We start from the raw sequence: 20231 nt of genomic DNA on the forward strand, positions 1-20231 counted from the left end.
AGTACTTCAATTTTAGTGGTTTTGCCAAAAGGGGAGCTGTGTTCAATCAGACTCCCCTTTTTTTCTTGACCATTCCTCATTTAGTCTAAAGTTCAGTAAAAACTGCACAACTATTTTTTACTTTCCCACACAAGAGTCAACCCTAATTTTACTTGTACTGCAAACTCTTGTTTTAGGGGGAGAGTGAAAAACTACAACTAAATAGTGATGAAAGTGGAAGGTTGAGCCAAAAGTATACTTGCAGTGACATTATCCAACTTCGCTAACACTTGATTGTCAGAACTATCCATAATGAAGGCTTGACTTCCTTGTTGCTGTATCAACAATTGACCGAACTTGAGACCACCTGACAAGGCAATTCTGTCATTACCTATTGCAAAGTCAGTAATGGAGTCCGTACCCTCACCAGAAGCTAACACAAAGGTGTCAGTGCCGTAACCCCCTGTAAGTACATCATTGCCTGCACCCCCATAAAGCCAGTCATTGCCTGCGCCCCCTAATAGTTGGTCATCGCTGATACCACCAAATAGCGTATCGTTACCGTTGTCACCTGAAAGCTTGTCATTACCGCTATCGCCATAGAGCAGGTCGTTACCATCACCTCCCCAGAGAGTATCGTTTCCGTCGCCTCCGAAAAGTTGGTCATTTCCTAGATTACCTACGATAGTGTCTGTACCCCCAAAGCCATAAATCTTGTTGGCTGGGGCATTGCCTTTTAAGTACTCAGAATTATCAGTGCCATTGAGAAGATAAATTTCGTTCACAAGAGCGGGTTGAACTGTGCCTTTGATGGCAAAGTCAAAGGGGCTTTCGTCACTATCGTTGTTGGTCAAACTGAAGCTGCCAGAATAGGTTCCTGGTGTAGGTGTGTTTGTATTGAGTGCCACCGTTATACTCGTCGAACCATTGGCAGTAACGCTATATGGACGAGTTCCTACCAAACTAAAGCCGTTAGGGAGTGTGAGAGTACTCAGGTTGAGGGTAGCTGTACCGATATTCTTGATGGTGAAAGTTTTGTTAACAGTGCTGCCGAAAGCGACGTTGCCAAAGTCAATGGGAGTAGTGCTGCCATCTGCAATGTTAACTGTGCCATTGAGAACTTGAATTTCGGGGGCAGGAGCGGGCTTAACTGAACCTTTGATGGCAAAGTCAAAGGGGCTTTCATCAGTATCGTTGTTAGTCAAACTGAAGCTGCCAGAATAGGTTCCAGGTGTCTTCGTATTGAGTGCCACCTTTATACTCGTCGAAGTCTTGACAGCCAAGGTAGCTGGAAGAGTTCCTACCAAACTAAAGCCGTCGGGGAGTTTGAGAGTACTCAGGTTGAGCGGAGCTTGACCAATGTTCTTGATAGTGAAAGTTTTGGTAACGGTGCTGCCGAAAGCAGCGTCACCGAAGTCAATGGGAGTGGTGCTGCCATCTACAATGTCAACTGTGCCATTAAGAACTTGAATTTCGGGAACAGTAACTTTACCACTAATAGTAAAGTCAAAGGGGCTTTCGTTAACATCGTTGTTGCTTAAACTTAAGTTGCCAGTGTAGATTCCGGTAGTGGTCGTATTTAGTGCCACCGTTATATTCGCCGAAGTCTTGGCAGCCAAAGTAGCTGGAAGAGTTCCTACCAAACTAAAGCCGTCTGGGAGTTTGAGATTAGTCAGGTTGAGTGCAGCGATACCCGTATTCTTAATGGTAAAAGTTTTGGTTAGGGTGCTGCCAAGAATGGCCTCGCCAAAGTTAATAGCGGTAGTGCTGTTATCTGCAATGTCAACTGTGCCATCGAGAACTTCAATTTCGGGGGTAGGAGTTTTATTGGTGGGGGCTTCGTATGCGCCAATATCAATTAATACACTGCCGTTGCCATCGCCATCGTGGGGTGTGTTCGTAGTGATGCCATTGAAAAGGCTGGAACCACCATCAATTGCAGGACTTCCTCCTTTTAGCCTAAAGTTACCATTCGCTGGATCAACAAACAATGGGTTTTTGTTTAAAATATTCCCTGAACCTGTAACGTTCAAAACTCCGTTATAAGCAAGGTTATTGTTGAATGTAAGATTAGTAGACTGATTGCTGGCAATGAGAGACTCTCCCTTGCTTCCATACAGAATATTGTTATAGACTCGAACATTTTTAGCATAGTTAAGGAAAATTTCTCCGTCTGAAATTACTTTTGAATTTTGGTAAATTGTATTATTCACAATGTCTACAGGGTTTTCTCCTTTGAAAATCTGAATCCCTGCCCCGCCATTGTTGTAGGTTAAGTTGTTACTGATTAAAGCTTTACCAGTGTAAGCAACATCTCCAACATAAGAAGTGTCAAGCATTATTCCATGACCTTCAGTTATTTTTCCTGCTTGCTTCCAAGGAACTAATGATTGATTATCAAAAACAGTATTGCCTTTAATAATAACTTTGTAATCTGTTGTATTTTTATCGGAATTCCAAAGGTTAACCATGGTAATACCTTGTGTACCATAAGGTGAATACCATGCATTTCCTGTAACGACATTGTTTTCTACTCTAATGTAGTCTGCTTTTGATGTTGCAATTCCTCCTCCTGGAAACTTGGAAATATTATTATTAATAATTGTGATATGGCTTGAATGTTGATTTGGATTGTTACTGCTGGCCGTAACATAAATACCATTTCCAGATGTTGCTGGATTATTTAGATTGTCTTTTTGGCTAAGTGCATATTCTAATGTAATATTGTCCCGATTTCCTACCAATGTTAAGCCTTCAATTGCTATGTAGGTTGAGCCTGAAATTGATATAGCCTGCCAATTTTTTGCGTTTGCTTCTAAAACAGGTGTGTGTCCAGGTAGTGCCTTAAAGGTGATAGGTGCATTAGCCGTACCCTGCTTATTTGCAATACTCAGGATATTGGCGTAAGGCGAGGTGTAAGTACCATTCATCACGTAGACTGTATCACCTGCCTTCACCAAGTCAGCAGCTTTTTGCAGGCTGCGAAATGCATCTCCCTGGCTTAAGCCATTAGATTTATCATTGCCTGTTCCAGAAACGTAGTATGTAGCCATCTGTTTACTCCGAATGGGTGTAAGGGGGGAAATTGGTAGTACAATCTCAGCAACTTTATTCAGTTGCTAAGTAGTTATTTGAACGAGTAATATATCTAGACTTTTCAGGACAGTCACAGTTGTTCGATCGCAACTGGAAATCGCGTCGGTTATAGAAACGCTGTTGTAAAACTGAAATTTTTTTCTGTTAACCGTTAATGGTTAAATCGGGGATGTAGATACCGTTGATCGTTAGTGTGTTATTAACAGGAATCGAACGATTAGCACGTGAATGTTTAGCACAAAGACTGAGATGTTTACTATCTTCTTTGAGCTTGTTATTAGACATTCTGTAATTGCTAGAGTTGGAGTCGAATTGAATCGTATCTTCATCTGTAGCAGCCTCGATCGCTGCTCTTGGTGAGCTAGCTTTATCTATCTGCTATATTCAATACAACGATCATAAATTGGCATAATAATTCCTCTAAACTTTATCCATTGTCTGAGGTCAGGAGGTTGCTAAATCGGTATGGTAAAATGCACCCCTGGCTGATAACTGGGGACTTAAAGTTACAGTGGTCAAAGTTGAATTGGTTGAAAATTTAGTGAGTTGAACCCTTAACTTAAGGGGACTAATGTAACAACTGAGCCGAACCTGTTCTAAGCGGTGTAACTCAATCCTTGTGAACTTGTTTAAAATTAACCTTTACAAATAGTACTTGATATCAGTAAATGTCCTGAAGATGGTAAGTTTTTTTACAACAAATTGAAAAAAACATGGAGATGCAATGGTGAAGTCCTGTTAATTTGCAGTGATCTAGGAATGAAAAATGCTTTGTGCGAGGATATGATGAAGTTTGTCTAAATATTCGGCAGGCTACGCTTACACCAAAGAACGATTATCTAGTAAATAGGGTAAATAAATCTTTGTTGTTGCGATCGCACATGAAGGAAAAGGGTTTTTCTAAATCGCCAAAATATTAACTAAACTTGCTTATTATTTATAGCGACGATGCCTTCTCTACCGCCTTCGCTGCCGGAATTAGTCCCGATCGCAGTTTCTAGTGTTGATAAGTCAAATGACTTGGGTACGATTGATTCATAGTTCTTGTAACACTGTCATACTTAAGTATTTTTTCTTTTGAGAAGATGCGTTAATGTGGACTCGTTTACTTTTCGGATAATCCAAAATCCAACATCTCCAAATCGCCCATGATTGAAATTGACGGTTCCTACGGAGAGGGAGGCGGACAAGTTCTTCGCACTTCCTTAAGTCTAGCCGCCATCACTGGTGAACCCATACGGATTACAGGCATTCGCGCTGGACGCAAAAAGCCAGGATTAGCAGCACAACACTTAACAGCAGTTCGGGCTGCGGGTAGAATTTGTAATGCCCAACTACGGGGTGATGCTTTGGGTTCAATGCTGTTGGAATTCATTCCAGGTAGTGCTGTGCAAGCTGGAATTTACACCTTTGATGTGAGTAAAGCACAAGAAGGTGGTTCTGCGGGTGCGATCGCTCTTGTTTTACAGACAATTCTCTTACCCTTAGCACTAGCAACGGGTAATTCTCAGGTAACACTAAAGGGTGGAACTCATGTAAACTTTAGCCCGACTGTAACCTACATTGAGCAAGTTTATCTGCCAATACTGCAACGTATGGGAGTAGAAGCCCAAGTTAAGTTAGGCGCTTGGGGGTGGTTTCCTCAAGGTGGGGGAGAAATAGAGTTGCAGGTGATTGGTGGTACTCAACTCGGCGGGATCAACTTGCTGGAAAGGGGAGAGTTAAAACAGGTGCGAGGAATAGCAGCAGTAACGGAACTACCTTCTCATATTCCGCAACGGATGGCGAATCGTGCGGAGAATTTATTACGGGAAGCGCATTTGAAAGTTCGTGTAGAGACTTTGCGAGAAAAAGGTGTGGCACCTGGCGCGGGTATTTTTTTAACTGCTGAATATCAGAACAGCTTAACTGGCTTTGGTGGATTCGGGCGTTTACGGTTGTCGGCGGAGACAGTTGCAGAAATTGCTTGTCAGCAACTGCTTGAATTTCATCATACTGGCGCAGCAGTGGATGAACATTTAGCAGATCAGTTATTATTGCCAGCTACTTTAGCGTCACAAGAAAGTCAGTATCGGGTGGCTGAAGTAAGTAGACATTTGACTACAAATGCCGCAGTGATTGAACAGTTTGGGCTAGCGCAAATTACAGTAAATGAAGCTGAAAAGATAGTATCTGTAAAGAGTTTGACTGGTTGAAATAAGTGATATTGTTTTAGTAGTACTTGATAATAAAGTACTTTAGAGTACTAGCTTAAAATTAAAATCTATACTGTTACATTTTATATTTTAAACTAAAAACAGCAACGTTGAGTAGATAACTTTAATAAATATAGGACTTACGTAAACAATAGTCAAAGTCTTGATTCTCAGGTAGGTGCAATTCATGAATTGCACCTACTATGTCTAGTTTTGCGTAAGTCGTAAAATATTAAAAACTACATTTAAAAAAATTATAAAGGTAATCAAACTTGCAATAAATAATAAGGTTAATAATCTCAATATTTTTACATTACTTAACTTGCTTTCATTTATTCTCACCTACTTACTTTATCTAGAAAGTTTCATTTGTTGCAATAATAAGCAACTGACCAATTTACAAGGTAAATGCAATTTTCGATAAAACTGTGATTGATGAGCAATAAATAGAAAAGCTGTGGCAAGCCTTCAAGGTATTAGATGTAGACGGCAACGGAGCAATCTCAACCGACGAAGTGGGGGAGGTAATGCGATCGCTAGGATAAAATCCCACGAAAACGGGGTTGCGTGACTTAATCAAAGAAATTGACGTGGGGCGGGTTCGACATAAAAGAACTGCGACATTGCTGAATTAAAGTATGAATCTGGATGTAGAGACGTAGCACTGCTACGTCTCTACAAGGATTTTGGTATTATGCAAAATCATTTCATACATGGAATCAGCAACGCCAGAACTGGCGTTCGCGTACCCTGCGCGTAGCGCTTATTGCCCCTAAAAGAAAATTAGGGTTTCGGCTATTGTTTGCGTAAGTCCTAATCCAGTTCAATTAAAAAATTTGCATAATCGATAATTTTGTGTAGAGATGTTATGTTACAACATCTCTACAGCTGCCTAAATCTATATCTCTCCCAGAATGATGATTGAGAGGGTACAGAAACCTGGTAGATTTAGCTATCAGCGAGTAAAAACTGGTGAAGATGAAAGTCCTGGTTATTGGTGGTGATGGATATTGCGGTTGGGCAACTGCTCTTTACCTTTCCAATCGAGGTTATGAAGTTGGAATTTTAGATAGTTTGGTGCGGCGGCACTGGGATAATGAACTAGGTGTCGAAACTCTCACTCCGATCGCACTAACTCAACAACGTCTCCAGCGCTGGCAAGATTTGACGGGTAAATCTATCGATTTGTTCATCGGCGATATTACGAATTACGAATTTCTCAGCAAAACCTTACATCAATTTCAGCCAAATGCCCTAGTGCATTTTGGTGAGCAGCGTTCGGCCCCATTTTCCATGATTGACCGAGAACACGCAGTTCTCACCCAGGTCAATAATGTAGTTGGGACGTTGAACTTGTTGTACGCCATGCGGGAGGATTTCCCGGACTGTCATTTGGTGAAGCTGGGAACGATGGGTGAATACGGTACACCCAACATCGACATCGAAGAAGGGTATATCACCATTGAACACAATGGACGCAAGGATACCTTACCTTATCCCAAGCAGCCTGGTTCGATGTACCATTTAAGCAAAGTTCATGATAGTCATAACATCCACTTTGCTTGCCGGATTTGGGGATTGCGAGCAACTGATTTAAATCAGGGTGTAGTTTATGGTGTCTTAACCGAAGAAACGGGGATGGACGAACTATTGATTAATCGGCTGGATTACGATGGTGTGTTTGGTACAGCACTAAACCGCTTTTGTATTCAAGCAGCAATTGGACATCCCTTAACTGTCTACGGTAAAGGTGGACAAACTCGTGGGTTTTTGGATATTCGGGATACAGTACGATGTGTGGAATTAGCGATCGCTAACCCTGCACAACCTGGTGAATTCCGCGTATTTAACCAATTTACCGAACAATTCAGCGTCGGTGATTTGGCATTGATGGTGAAAAATGCTGGTAACGCTATGGGATTGAAGGTAGAAATCAATCACTTAGATAATCCCAGAGTTGAGAAAGAAGAACATTACTTCAACGCTAAAAACACTAAATTGCTCGATTTAGGTTTACAGCCTCACTTGCTCTCTGATTCTCTACTCGATTCTCTGTTAAACTTTGCTATTAAGTATCAGAAACGAGTCGATCACAAGCAAATTATGCCCAAAGTCTCTTGGCACAGAAATTAGGTAAACCCCAGTAAATCGTGGGTCTAAAATTGGTCGTCATGTCTTAGCACAATATGACGACCAATCAATTATTATTTATCAGGCGCATCATCCAGCTATCAAGCTGTTCTATATTTAAATTGCATAAACTGGGCGCTTATGTTGCCCACGCCACAAGAGTTATGTTTAATTCGATTATGCGAATTAGATGTTTTATAGCTTACTAAATTTTCTGTTTAGCACAGTTATTATGACTGTGCAAAATTGATTGCAGAACACGAGACAGTTTATTCTGTGTTTAATCGCAAAATGCACTCTGAAGCTGAGATTATCTGCCTGTACTGAATACTTTTTTATGAGAATTGCCCTATTTACTGAAACCTTTTTACCCAAGGTTGACGGCATTGTAACACGCCTGCGCCATACTGTTGACCATCTACAGCGTAGTGGTAATCAAGTGCTGGTGATTGCCCCTGATGGAGGCATCACTGAATACAAAGGCGCTAAAGTTTACGGCATTACTGGCTTTCCTCTGCCATTGTATCCAGAATTGAAAATGGCACTTCCCCGCCCAGCCATTGGATATGCTTTAGAAGAGTTTAAGCCAGAGGTGATTCATGTTGTAAATCCAGCCGTCTTGGGTTTAGCTGGCATATTCTACAGCAAAATCCTCAAAATACCCTTAATAGCCTCTTACCATACCCATTTACCCCAATATCTTCAACATTACGGCTTGGGAATGCTAGAAGGTTTTCTTTGGGAACTGCTGAAAGGCGCTCATAATCAAGCAGCTTTGAATCTGTGTACTTCCACAGCAATGGTGGAAGAACTGACAGGACATGGCATTGAACGTGTAGATTTATGGCAGCGCGGGGTGGATACGGAATTATTTCATCCCGATTTAGCTAGTGTAGAGATGCGATCGCGTCTATCCCAAAATCATCCAGAAAATCCATTGCTACTATACGTTGGGCGGCTTTCTGCTGAAAAAGAAATTGAGCGCATCAAACCAATTTTAGAAGCAATTCCCGAAGCGCGATTAGCATTGGTTGGAGATGGCCCACACCGTCAAGCACTGGAAAAACACTTTGTTGGCACAAATACTTATTTTGTTGGATATCTTATGGGGCAAGAATTAGGTTCTGCCTTTGCGAGTGCTGATGCCTTTATCTTCCCTTCCCGTACAGAAACATTAGGCTTAGTACTACTAGAAGCGATGGCTGCTGGCTGCCCTGTGGTAGCAGCCCGTTCCGGGGGAATTCCTGATATTGTAACAGATGGGGTAAATGGATATCTTTTTGAGCCAACAGAAGATGTTAAAGGAGCTATCGCTGCTACTATTCGCCTCTTAGAACAAAAAGAACAACGAGACATCATCCGTCAAAATGCTCGTCAGGAAGCAGAAAGTTGGGGTTGGGCAGCTGCCACTAATCAGCTACAAGATTACTACCAAAAGATAATATTTTCTGAAAAGTTGACAAAATAAGAGGTAGGGAATGGGGGAGATGAGGTAGCAGGGGAGGCAGGGAAAGAAGAATTAATAACCATGCCCTATGCCCAAAATTTAAAATTCCCATAACTGAAATAGACTCATGATACAAGCCCATTTATTTATGGGGATTATTAATTTTGAATTTTGAATTTTTAATTCGGAGCGAAGCGACGTGACACTCCCCAACCCTGGCAGCGTCTTGGCTACATTAACTGAACTGACTCAAGTTAATCGTACTCACGCCTTATTAGGTCGCGTAAAAGATTTATCTGTTAATGAATTTGTTTGCCTACTCGACTTCATAACTGCTGAGTTCCAGCAATTTCTTAGAGCTATTGAACTAATCAATAATGAAGCTCTAGAAACTATGTTAGAGAAGGTACTAGAAGCTATCACACTTAAAATAGGTCAAATCCTACAAGCAGAACATACAGCTATTTTTTTAGTTGACCATGACAAAGGTCAACTATGGTCAAAAGTTCCTCAAGATAATACCCAAAAGTTCTTAGAAATTCGTACTCCTATGACTGTGGGTATCCCTGGTCATGTTGCCAGTACAGGTCAATATTTAAATATATCCGAAACTTATACTCATCCTTTATTTAGCCCAGAACTTGAAAAACAAATGGGCTACAAAATCCATAATATTTTATGTATGCCTGTTATCAGCAGCAAAAACCAGATTGTTGCGGTAGTTCAACTGGCTAATAAAACCGGGAATGTTCCGTTTAATCATGATGATGAAGAACGTTTTCGAGACTTTGCCGCTTCTATTGGTATTATTCTGGAAAGCTGCCAATCTTTTTATGTAGCCGCTCGGAATCAACGAGGCGCAACGGCTTTGTTAAGGGCAACTCAGACATTGGGGCAAAGTCTGGATTTAGAAGCAACTTTGCAAATAGTCATGGAACAAGCTCGAATTTTAATGCAAGCAGACCGCAGCACGCTGTTTTTATATCGTAAAGAGATGAGCGAACTCTGGACAAAAGTTGCGGCGGCGGCAGATGGCACAAACTTGCTAGAAATTCGTATTCCAGCGAATCGAGGCATTGCTGGCTATGTGGCTTCTACTGGTCAAGCCTTAAACATTTCCGATGCCTACAAAGACCCTCGCTTTGACCCAAGTACAGATAGAAAAACTGGTTATGTGACTCGCAATATTCTATGTTTACCAGTATTTAATTCTGCAAATGAATTAATTGGCGTAACCCAATTAATTAATAAGCAACAAAACAGTTTTACTGCTTCTGATGAAGAGTTTATGCGAGCATTTAATATTCAGGCAGGAATTGCCTTAGAAAATGCTCGTCTATTTGAAAATGTATTGTTAGAAAAACAGTATCAAAAAGACATCTTGCAAAGTCTTTCAGATGCGGTTATTTCTACAGATATGGCAGGTCGAATTGTCACGATTAATGATGCAGCTCTGGAGTTATTGGGTTGTCCTGTAAAAGACACTAATACCAAAAGTAACAAGCTTTTGTGGGAACAAAATTTGATTGGTCGCTTAGTTTGGGAAGTTGTGCCGATTGAAAATCTCCAAATGCGACTCGAAGATAGCTTAAAAACTGGAGCTAAACATTATGTGCCAGAGCAAACTTTAATGGTGGGAATTTCTCAAGTTAAGAATGCTGTTAACGGTAGCGGGACGTTTAGCGCTCAGTACTCAATTTTAGCACTGTGCGATCGCACTAACCCCAATGTGTTCATTCCCTGGAATCTCCCCCTCACACCCGAATCTGAGTTTTTTAGCCCTGATGAGGTGCAAACATTAGAACGCAGTACAAATCTCACTGTCAATCCCCTAACTAACCCAGAAGGCGGCGTTCGGGGTGGTTTGGTGGTGTTGGAAGACATCAGCCAGGAAAAACGGATGAAAACTACCATGTCCCGCTACCTAACGCCTCATGTAGCCGAACAAGTTATGGCTCTGGGAGAAGATGCTTTAATGGTCGGTGAGCGTAAGGACGTAACCATCTTGTTTTCTGATATCCGAGGCTACACAACACTTACAGAAAATATCGGTGCAGCTGAAGTATTATCCTTGCTCAATCAGTATTTTGAAACGATGGTGGAGGCGGTTTTTAACTACGAAGGCACGCTCGATAAATTTATTGGTGATGCGTTAATGGCGGTATTTGGTGCGCCGCTACCCCTGACAGAAAATCATGCTTGGAGGGCCGTGCAGTCAGCGTTAGATATGCGACAACGCTTAGAGGAGTTTAACCAACGGCGAATTATCCAGGCGCAGCCACAAATTCATATTGGCATTGGCATTAGTTCTGGAGAAGTGGTTTCGGGTAATATTGGTTCCCGCAAACGCATGGATTACACCGTAATTGGAGACAGTGTAAACTTGAGTTCGCGCTTGGAAACGGTAACTAAAGAATACGGTTGTGATATTATTTTAAGCGAATTTACTTACCAGATGTGCAGCGATCGCATTTGGGTGCGCCAGTTAGATAAAATCCGAGTCAAAGGGAAACATCAAGCAGTTAATATATACGAGTTAATTGGCGATCGCAACACCCCTCTAGATGCCAACACTCAAGAGTTTTTGTATCACTATCATACTGGACGCGCTGCTTATTTATCGCGCAACTTCTCACAAGCGATCGCTTGTTTTAAAGCCGCCAAATACATCCAACCCAAAGACCAAGGTGTTGATATCCACCTAGAACGTGCGCGTAATTATTTACAAAATCCACCCCCAAAATCATGGGATGGTATTTGGACAATGCTTACTAAGTAGTCATGGGGCATTGGGAATTGGGAATTGGTTATTTCCCCCTTGCTCCCTGCCCTCCGCCCTCCGCCTCTTCAACCTTCAACCTCCCCCTGGTCATCCTGAAACGGGTCTTCACCAATTCGCAGTTCTTTCTTTGAGTGTTTCAACTGTTTCCATAGATCCCTTATTTGTTTGTAAGCTTCACCTGGAGGCAGCTTTCCACCTGTTTCTAAGTTGCAAATGTAGCTTACGCGTTGGGCAAATTCCTGTAGATTCGCATTAAAAACTAGGTTTTCTGGCTTTACCTGACCATAGTAGCGACCACGAGGGTAAAGAAAATCATCCTTATTCAATTTTTTGTTATCCATTTATTAATTCACCTTCTATTTGAATTTCTGAAGCGAAATCCTAACTACCTTAATCTTTACTTTGGTCAGACTGGGGAAAAGCAAATCATCCAACTCTTTTTCCAATTGGTTATGCAGAAATTAGTTGATTCAGATTATGAGACTAGAGGATAAAGCTTGAAATGCTTTTGTTTGTTGTAAATGTTACAGAAAAAATGTCTGTTAAAGTAACTGCTGCTAAAGTAACTAGAGAGAATATTTGATTTTCCTCCCGGTCATCAATTGATCTCATCTTAATTTATGAAGTTCAGATTGTAATTAACTTCAGTCCAAACCCTGAATTAAAAACTATTAAAACATATAAGTATATCTCCCCAAAGAAGTTTTGCCAAAATAGTTACTATCCAGACAGTGATACTACTGACAAAAACATACTACAAATAGAGTCACTTGTCCTCTGTTAAAAGTTAGAGATTCAATTGTTAATATTTAGCAACAGGCTAATGAGGGCATTGAGTATTGAAAAGATACAGAGGGGCGGAGTGCTGCTCTTGCTGAGGGCAAAATTCTTCCTTCTTTACCTCATACTTTTCTGCTAAATTTTCCGCGTCCTTACATCCTCTTCAAAAATCACCGATGGCTAATAGTTAATAACTAAAGATAAAATGGTTAAGCCCGAAAGGACAAAAATCGTCCATCGCCTAGAACTTTAACTGCCACCATGTCTGTGAATTCCAAGCTATACGAAGGCAAAGCAAAAATTCTCTATACAACGGACGATCCGGAAGTCTTGTTGGCTGATTTTAAGGACGATGCCACGGCGTTTAACGCCCAAAAACGTGGCAGTATCCAAGGAAAGGGAAAAATAAATTGTAGCATTTCCAGTCAGCTTTTTAAACAGTTAGAGGCTTATGGTATAAAGACTCACTTTATCGACAGCCCTACCCCAAATCAGATGCTGGTGAAGGCAGTAAAAATTTTACCCTTAGAAGTAGTTATCAGAAATATTGCAGCTGGCAGTCTGTGTCAACAAACAGGCTTACCAGTGGGTACAATTCTGAAACAGCCTTTGGTTGAGTTTTATTACAAAAACGATCAGTTAGGAGATCCTTTGCTCACACGCGATCGCCTTTACCTACTAGAACTAGCTACTGTGGAACAAGTAGATGCAATTACACATCTAGCATTGCAAATCAATGAATTTCTCAAGAAATTTTGGCAGCAATGCGGCATTACCCTAGTAGACTTCAAGCTAGAGTTTGGTTTGGACTCACAACAGCAGTTGCTCTTGGCAGACGAAATTAGCCCCGACACTTGCCGTTTGTGGGATACCACAGAAGAGGACTCAAATCGCCGGGTAATGGACAAAGACCGCTTTCGCCGAGACTTAGGAAATGTAGAGGATGCTTACCAGGAGGTTTTACAAAGAGTGCTAAAAGCAGTAGAAACTACAACTTAAACAGGTAAAAACCAAAAGGTCAGAAGGAATTATATTTAACTTTTGCCTTTTGCCTTTTGCCTTGTAAAGTAAAAAAGCAAAAGAAAAAAATTATATTTTGAATTTTACCTTTGGCATGAGGGCATTATTGCCTTGTGATGGTGTGTGTGTGGTCGTGAAGAGGAATCATAAGTAAAATGCGTTTATCTCCCGTATTGCTGGCAGCAATAGCAATTACAGTCCCTTTGGGCGGCTCATTGAGTGCAAAAGCAGAAACTGCCAAAAGTTCAAAACAGACAACAGAAGTTTTGACACTAGAAACAAATCAGCAGCCAGAAAAAGACACTAGTCAGCTTGACTCTAATAAAAATCTTAAATCTCGATCTAATCTCACAGGGATTATAGAGGCACAGAAATCTCGTATTGTCGCAGTTTACCCTGCTAATCCAGCAGCGATGCCTGCGGTGGTCACTGAGCCTGTCCTGAGCGTAGCCGTTGGCGCAGCCTCTCGTAGAGAAGGGCGCAGTCGAAGTGCGGGCTACGCTTACACGACACCAGGGGTAATAGTGCCAAACTCCACAACGCCAAAAACTGCACAACAAACCCCTCAAATCAATCCCAGCCCAACTCAACAGCCCTCTCCAGCCCCGGACATTCCACCGCCAGAAATTCAACAACCAATACCTTCCCAAGCTCCTGAGACGACTCCAGTCCCAGAGAATGTCAATCCACCGACAACAGAACCTTTATTACCTACAACTCCAGAACCATCTACCGCTCCAGACGTTCCATTTCCAGATGGTCAACAACGAACACCTGCTCCAAGACCAGGTGCTACACCCAGTCCGCAGAATGTTAACCCGCCGACAACTCCAGAAAGTACTCAACCCAACACAGCCCCGGAAGCCAATGATCCCCGCGTACTGGTGTCGGAAGTACTCATTAGATCCCAGTCTGGGCAACTATCACCAGAACTGGAAGAACAAGTTTACAGAGTAATTCGTACCCAACCAGGACGAACAACAACTCGCAGCCAATTGCAAGAAGATATTAATGCCATTTTCGGTACTGGCTTCTTCTCCAACGTCCAAGCATCGCCAGAAGATACCCCTTTGGGAGTGCGGGTGAGCTTTGTTGTACAGCCTAACCCCATCCTGAGCAAAGTAGAAGTGCAAGCCAATCCTGGCACTGGTGTTCCCTCTGTACTCCCACCTACTACTGTGGATGAAGTATTTAAGGAGCAGTATGGCAAAATCCTCAACTTGCGTGACTTGCAAGAAGGCATCAAGCAGTTAAACAAGCGGTATCAAGACCAAGGTTATGTGCTAGCCAACGTCATTGGAGCGCCCCAAGTCTCTGAAAACGGAGTTGTTACCCTACAAGTAGCAGAAGGTGTAGTAGAGAATATTAGAGTTCGGTTCCGCAATAAAGATGGTCAAGAGACAGACGAGAAGGGACAACCAATTCGCGGACGGACACAAGATTACATCATTACCCGAGAAGTGGAGTTAAAGCCAGGACAAGTATTCAATCGCAACACAGTGCAAAGAGACCTACAGAGGGTGTATGGGTTGGGACTGTTTGAAGACGTGAATGTCTCCCTAGACCCTGGTACTGACCCCAGCAAGGTGGATGTAGTCGTGAATGTAGCCGAACGTAGCAGTGGTTCTATTGCGGCTGGGGCAGGGATTAGTTCTGCTAGCGGACTTTTTGGAACAGTTAGCTATCAACAGCAAAACCTGAACGGTAGAAACCAAAAACTAGGCGCAGAAGTGCAGGTGGGAGAACGGGAACTGTTATTTGACGTGCGATATACAGACCCTTGGATTGCGGGAGATCCTTACCGGACTTCCTACACAACCAATCTTTTTCGCCGCAGTTCCATTTCATTGATTTTTGATGGCAAAGATCAAGATATTAGAACCTTTCAAGAGGGACAAACGGATGAAGGCGATCGCCCCCGCATTCTCCGTCTAGGTGGTGGTGTCACCTTTACCCGTCCTCTTTCCAGCAATCCTTACAAAACTTCCGTCTGGACTGCTTCAGCCGGTTTACAGTATCAACGAGTTTCCGCCCGCGATGCCGATGGCAACCTCAGAAAAGAAGGAGCGGTATTTGATGATAACAACAATCGCATCAGTGAGCCAATTCCACTTACCTTGTCTTCGGAAGGTGAAGACGATTTACTACTGCTGCAACTGGGGGCACAGAGGGATCTCCGTAATAACCCATTGCAACCAACTAGCGGTTCTTATCTCCGCTTCGGGGTTGATCAGTCGGTTCCCATCGGACTAGGAAACATTCTCCTCACCAGATTGCGGGGTAGCTACAGCCAATATTTACCCATTAAGCTGATTAACCTTACCAAGGGGGCACAAACCTTAGCATTTAACCTCCAAGCAGGAACCATCCTTGGTGACTTGCCCCCCTACGAAGCCTTTACTCTTGGAGGTAGCAACTCCGTCCGGGGTTACGAAGAAGGAGCATTAGGTAGTGGACGCTCTTACGTGCAAGCATCAGTTGAATATCGGTTCCCAGTTTTTTCAGTAGTCAGTGGCGCACTATTTTTTGATCTCGGCAGCGATCTGGGAACCAGTACCAGGGCGGCTGAAGTATTGAACAAAAATGGTAGTGGCTACGGTTATGGTCTTGGCGTTCGCGTCCAGTCTCCACTGGGGCCAATTCGTATTGACTACGGTATCAACGATGACGGAGATAGTCGGATTAATTTCGGTATTGGCGAAAGGTTTTAGTTTGTTATTAGTCAGTTGTCATTGGTCATTAGTGAATCACAAAAGACAAATGACAATTAGCTTGCTAATTTTGACATTTACCTCAATACTGTTCCGATAAAGGGATTAATGACTTTTTTAGGGGAATATCAGGGACTTTACCAAAACAGACGATGAACAATAATAAAGGAAATATATTGGCTTTTCGGCTATGCAACAGCACACTATAGCAGCCGAAATCACCCAAGTAGGGGTGGGATTGCATAGCGGTGTGAATACCCAGGTGCGGATACTACCAGCTGAAACAGGAAGTGGACGCTACTTTGTGCGGGTAGATTTGCCGGATTTGCCGATTATTCCAGCCCAAGTTGCAGCAGTTAGTCACACTGTTCTCTCAACTCAGTTGGGGAAGGGTGAGGTATATGTTCGCACAGTAGAACATTTGTTGGCAGCACTTTCGGGTATGGGTGTGGATAATGCCCGGATTGAAATTGATGGGCCAGAAGTCCCGCTTTTGGATGGTTCCGCAAGTGTGTGGACAGCCAACATTGCCCAAGTTGGCCTAGTATCACAACCCGTTAACGACCAAGTTCCGTTGACTGTTACAGAACCAATATGGGTCTATCAAGGGGATGCCTTTGTATGTGCCCTCCCAGCACCAGAAACCCGTTTTAGTTACGGTATTGATTTTGACCTGCCCGCCATTGGTAATCAATGGTATAGTTGGTCACTAACCACTGAACTAGAAAAAGCTTCTGCTAGCTTTGCTGGCGAAATTGCTCCTGCTCGTACTTTTGGGTTACTGCATCAAATTGAACACTTACAAAAAACTGGATTAATTAAAGGTGGTAGTTTGGATAATGCACTTGTTTGCGGGCCAGAAGGGTGGCTAAACCCACCACTGAGATTTGCAAATGAACCAGTCCGTCATAAAATCTTGGATTTAGTCGGAGATTTGAGTTTACTAGGAGCTTTTCCTCAAGCTCATTTCTTAGCGTATAAAGCCAGCCATAATTTACACATTCAACTGGCTCAGAAAATTTTAGATTTTGGATTTTAGATTTTGAATCTGCTCGAAAGCAAAAAATCCAGGATTATAAACGTTTCGATCTACGCCTGCCTGCTAAACTTTCAGATGAAAAATTAACTATAGGGCCAATGTCAATCCTCACTGAAGTGAATACTATCGATCCAAATACATCTACATCTACCGAACTACAGGGTATAAATGAGACTGCGATCGCCTCTGAAATTAAAACAACTTTCACATCTGAAGAAATTCAAAAATTATTACCCCACCGCTACCCATTTTTACTTGTAGATAAAATAATTGACTACGTTCCAGGTAAAAAAGCTGTTGGCGTTAAAAATGTTACTATCAACGAAAACTATTTCCAAGGACATTTCCCCGGCCGTCCACTGATGCCAGGGGTGCTAATTGTCGAAGCAATGGCACAAGTTGGGGGCATTGTTCTCACTCAAATGTCTCCGGTAGAAGGCGGGCTATTCGTCTTCGCTGGTATCGATAAAGTTCGCTTTCGCCGCCAGGTTGTACCGGGGGATCAACTAGTCATGACAGTGGAACTGTTATGGGTAAAACAACGTCGTTTCGGTAAGATGCAAGGTCGTGCCGAAGTTGACGGTCAACTTGCTTGTGAAGGGGAATTAATGTTTTCTCTAGTCAACTAAAAGTTTGCTTTCGTGGTGTGGGCATAGCCGTGAAATGCCCTTACTGAATCCTACAAAAGGATAACAGTAAAAAAAATCCACAACAGCATCTGATAATTTCTTGATTTTCGATGCCCTCTCTACGAGATGCTACTCGAACACACTTAACTTGCTTTGCCCGACACTTTCGTTCACTGAAATACTTTACGCTCTACCAGTCGCCTTGATGGGGCGGTAGTTTGTATAAATCTCTTAACCAGATTATCACGCTGCCTCAAAAACCCTATCTGGCGCTGACTTATCAAGACAGTTCTGGAGATTCACCCTTGAAAACGCTAATTCATCCAACTGCTGTAATTCATCCGAAATCGGAACTCCACCATACAGTGCAAGTCGGTGCCTATGCTGTGATTGGAGCGCATGTCAAAGTGGGCCCTGAAACAATTATCGGCGCTCATGCTGTGTTAGAGGGGCCTTGTGAGATTGGGGCGCAAAATCAGATTTTTACAGGTGCAGCCATCGGCATGGAACCCCAGGATCTCAAGTTTGTGGGAGAACCAACTTGGGTCAAAATTGGTGATAATAACTTAATTCGTGAGTACGTTACCATTAACCGCGCTACTGGTGCTGGTGAAGCAACAGTAATTGGTGATGGTAACTTGCTGATGGCTTATGTCCATGTGGCCCATAACTGCGTAATTGAAGACCAGGTAGTAATTGCAAACTCTGTAGCGTTGGCGGGTCATGTGCATATTGAATCACGCGCCAGGCTGAGTGGGGTTTTAGGTGTCCATCAATTTGTGCGTATTGGTAGACACGCAATGGTGGGAGGTATGGCACGTATTGACCGAGATGTAGCGCCATATATGCTAGTAGAGGGAAATCCGGCGCGAGTGCGAACCCTCAACCTTGTGGGACTCAAACGGTCTGGTATGGACTCAGCAGATTTGCTTGCGCTCAAAAAAGCCTTCCGCATTCTTTACCGTTCTGATTTGTCCTTTAAGGATGCCTTGGAAAAACTGGAACTTTTAGGGGATAGCGAACAATTACAACATCTGCGTCGCTTCCTGCTACTTTCTCAGATGCCAGGTAGACGTGGCTTGATTCCCGGTAAAGGGAAAAAAAGCACGAGTGATGAATCGTGAATTATGAGTTAGGAGAGACGCGATTAATCGCGTCTCTACAGGAGTTATGAATTGATGAATTAAATTTTTAACTCCGCATTCCTAAGTATTCATTCTTAAGTTTTTTACTAATTACCAATTATCAAATGCGGATTTTTATCAGCACTGGCGAAGTATCTGGCGATTTACAAGGGTCGCTGCTAATTACAGCGCTGAAGCGTCAAGCTATGGCGATTGGGTTGAAATTAGAAATTGTGGCGCTGGGTGGCGAAAAAATGGTGGAGGCTGGGGCAATTCTGCTGGGCAATACTAGTAGTATTGGCTCAATGGGTATTTTAGAAGGGTTGCCTTATATCCTACCGACTCTTCAGGTACAACGTCAGGCGATCGCTTCCCTAAAACAAAATCCACCAGATTTAGTAGTGCTGATCGATTATATGACTCCCAATCTGGAAATTGGGACTTATATGAAACAGCAGTTACCAGATGTGCCTGTGGTGTATTACATTGCTCCCCAAGAGTGGGCTTGGTCATTAAGTTTGCGTAGAACTAACCGGATTGTTGGTTTTACAGATAAGCTGTTGGCAATCTTCCCACAAGAAGCCCATTACTTTCGTGAGAAAGGGGCAAAAGTTACTTGGGTAGGGCATCCTTTGATTGACCGAATGCAAGACGCTCCCAGTCGCCAAGCAGCGCGTGCAACACTGGGAATTGCACCAGAACAAATTGCGATCGCACTCCTCCCCGCTTCTCGTCGCCAAGAACTAAAATATCTTTTACCAGTAATTTTTCAAGCTGCCCAAACTCTTCAAGCTAAATTACCTGAAGTTCATTTCTGGATTCCCCTTTCTTTGGAAGTCTATAGAGAACCAATTGAGGAGGCTATTGAGCGTTACGGTTTACGGGCGACAGTTATATCAGGTCAACAAATGGAAGTTTTTGCTGCGGCTGATTTAGCCATTAGTAAATCTGGTACTGTCAATTTAGAACTTGCTCTGTTAAATGTGCCCCAGGTTGTAGTTTACCGCCTCAGTCGCCTGACTGCTTGGATCGCTCGTAAAATCCTCAAAGGTTCTATCGCCTTTGCATCGCCACCAAACTTAGTTGTGATGAAGCCGATTGTGCCAGAATTTTTGCAAGAGCAAGCCACAGCAGAGAATATTATCCAAGCCGCGATGGAACTACTACTCAATCCCAGTCGCAGAGAGCAAACTTTGCTAGATTATGAAGAAATGCGGCAAAGTTTAGGAGAAGTTGGAGTGTGCGATCGCGCTGCTCAAGAAATTTTGCAAATGCGACCAAATATATAAAGGTGTCATG

Annotated in this window: 14 protein-coding genes; 11 read left to right on the top strand and 3 right to left on the bottom strand. The window is 42.7% G+C overall.

Annotated features, from left to right (window positions below):
• Positions 1-197 precede the first annotated feature (197 nt).
• A complete protein-coding gene (locus GNF10_RS12395; protein ID WP_185585892.1) occupies positions 198-3032 on the bottom strand; it encodes a choice-of-anchor D domain-containing protein in 2835 nt (944 codons plus the stop codon).
• Between the two features lie 187 nt (positions 3033-3219).
• A complete protein-coding gene (locus tag GNF10_RS12400) occupies positions 3220-3360 on the bottom strand; it encodes a hypothetical protein (protein WP_185585891.1) in 141 nt (46 codons plus the stop codon).
• Positions 3361-4223: 863 nt separating this feature from the next.
• Here GNF10_RS12400 and rtcA point away from each other — a divergent pair.
• The 5 genes from rtcA to GNF10_RS12425 all read left to right on the top strand — a co-directional run bounded on the left by rtcA (position 4224) and on the right by GNF10_RS12425 (position 11626).
• Positions 4224-5270 carry an RNA 3'-terminal phosphate cyclase gene (rtcA, locus tag GNF10_RS12405; protein ID WP_185585890.1) on the top strand — a complete coding sequence of 349 codons (1047 nt, stop codon included), beginning with the start codon at positions 4224-4226 and terminating at the stop codon, positions 5268-5270.
• 455 nt (positions 5271-5725) lie between these two features.
• On the top strand, positions 5726-5815 hold the full coding sequence (locus tag GNF10_RS12410) for an EF-hand domain-containing protein (RefSeq protein WP_221644641.1): 90 nt from the start codon (positions 5726-5728) through the stop codon (positions 5813-5815).
• Positions 5816-6248: 433 nt separating this feature from the next.
• Positions 6249-7403: an NAD-dependent epimerase/dehydratase family protein gene (locus GNF10_RS12415; protein WP_114083873.1), complete on the top strand. Its 1155-nt coding sequence runs from the start codon at positions 6249-6251 to the stop codon at positions 7401-7403.
• A gap of 334 nt (positions 7404-7737) precedes the next feature.
• Positions 7738-8868 carry a glycosyltransferase family 1 protein gene (locus GNF10_RS12420; RefSeq protein ID WP_185581145.1) on the top strand — a complete coding sequence of 377 codons (1131 nt, stop codon included), beginning with the start codon at positions 7738-7740 and terminating at the stop codon, positions 8866-8868.
• Between the two features lie 178 nt (positions 8869-9046).
• Positions 9047-11626, top strand: a complete 2580-nt coding sequence (locus GNF10_RS12425; protein ID WP_185581146.1) for an adenylate/guanylate cyclase domain-containing protein — start codon at positions 9047-9049, stop codon at positions 11624-11626.
• Positions 11627-11694: 68 nt separating this feature from the next.
• Here GNF10_RS12425 and GNF10_RS12430 read toward each other — a convergent pair whose 3' ends face one another.
• Positions 11695-11970 (bottom strand): hypothetical protein, encoded by a 276-nt coding sequence (locus tag GNF10_RS12430; protein ID WP_185581147.1) that lies wholly within the window; start codon positions 11968-11970, stop codon positions 11695-11697.
• Positions 11971-12670: 700 nt separating this feature from the next.
• Here GNF10_RS12430 and purC point away from each other — a divergent pair.
• The 6 genes from purC to lpxB all read left to right on the top strand — a co-directional run bounded on the left by purC (position 12671) and on the right by lpxB (position 20221).
• Positions 12671-13408, top strand: a complete 738-nt coding sequence (gene purC / locus GNF10_RS12435; protein ID WP_185585203.1) for a phosphoribosylaminoimidazolesuccinocarboxamide synthase — start codon at positions 12671-12673, stop codon at positions 13406-13408.
• A 176-nt stretch (positions 13409-13584) separates the two neighbouring features.
• A complete protein-coding gene (locus tag GNF10_RS12440; RefSeq protein WP_185585202.1) occupies positions 13585-16140 on the top strand; it encodes a BamA/TamA family outer membrane protein in 2556 nt (851 codons plus the stop codon).
• 190 nt (positions 16141-16330) lie between these two features.
• Complete coding sequence (lpxC, locus tag GNF10_RS12445; RefSeq protein ID WP_185585201.1) at positions 16331-17179, top strand: UDP-3-O-acyl-N-acetylglucosamine deacetylase; 849 nt, start codon at positions 16331-16333, stop codon at positions 17177-17179.
• 98 nt (positions 17180-17277) lie between these two features.
• A complete protein-coding gene (gene fabZ / locus GNF10_RS12450; protein ID WP_185585200.1) occupies positions 17278-17808 on the top strand; it encodes a 3-hydroxyacyl-ACP dehydratase FabZ in 531 nt (176 codons plus the stop codon).
• 305 nt (positions 17809-18113) lie between these two features.
• Positions 18114-18932 carry an acyl-ACP--UDP-N-acetylglucosamine O-acyltransferase gene (gene lpxA / locus GNF10_RS12455; protein WP_174711967.1) on the top strand — a complete coding sequence of 273 codons (819 nt, stop codon included), beginning with the start codon at positions 18114-18116 and terminating at the stop codon, positions 18930-18932.
• A 125-nt stretch (positions 18933-19057) separates the two neighbouring features.
• Positions 19058-20221: a lipid-A-disaccharide synthase gene (gene lpxB, locus GNF10_RS12460; protein WP_185585199.1), complete on the top strand. Its 1164-nt coding sequence runs from the start codon at positions 19058-19060 to the stop codon at positions 20219-20221.
• Positions 20222-20231: the final 10 nt, after the last annotated feature.

The organism is Nostoc sp. UCD121 (genome assembly GCF_014222285.1).
Taxonomy (GTDB): Bacteria; Cyanobacteriota; Cyanobacteriia; order Cyanobacteriales; family Nostocaceae; genus Nostoc.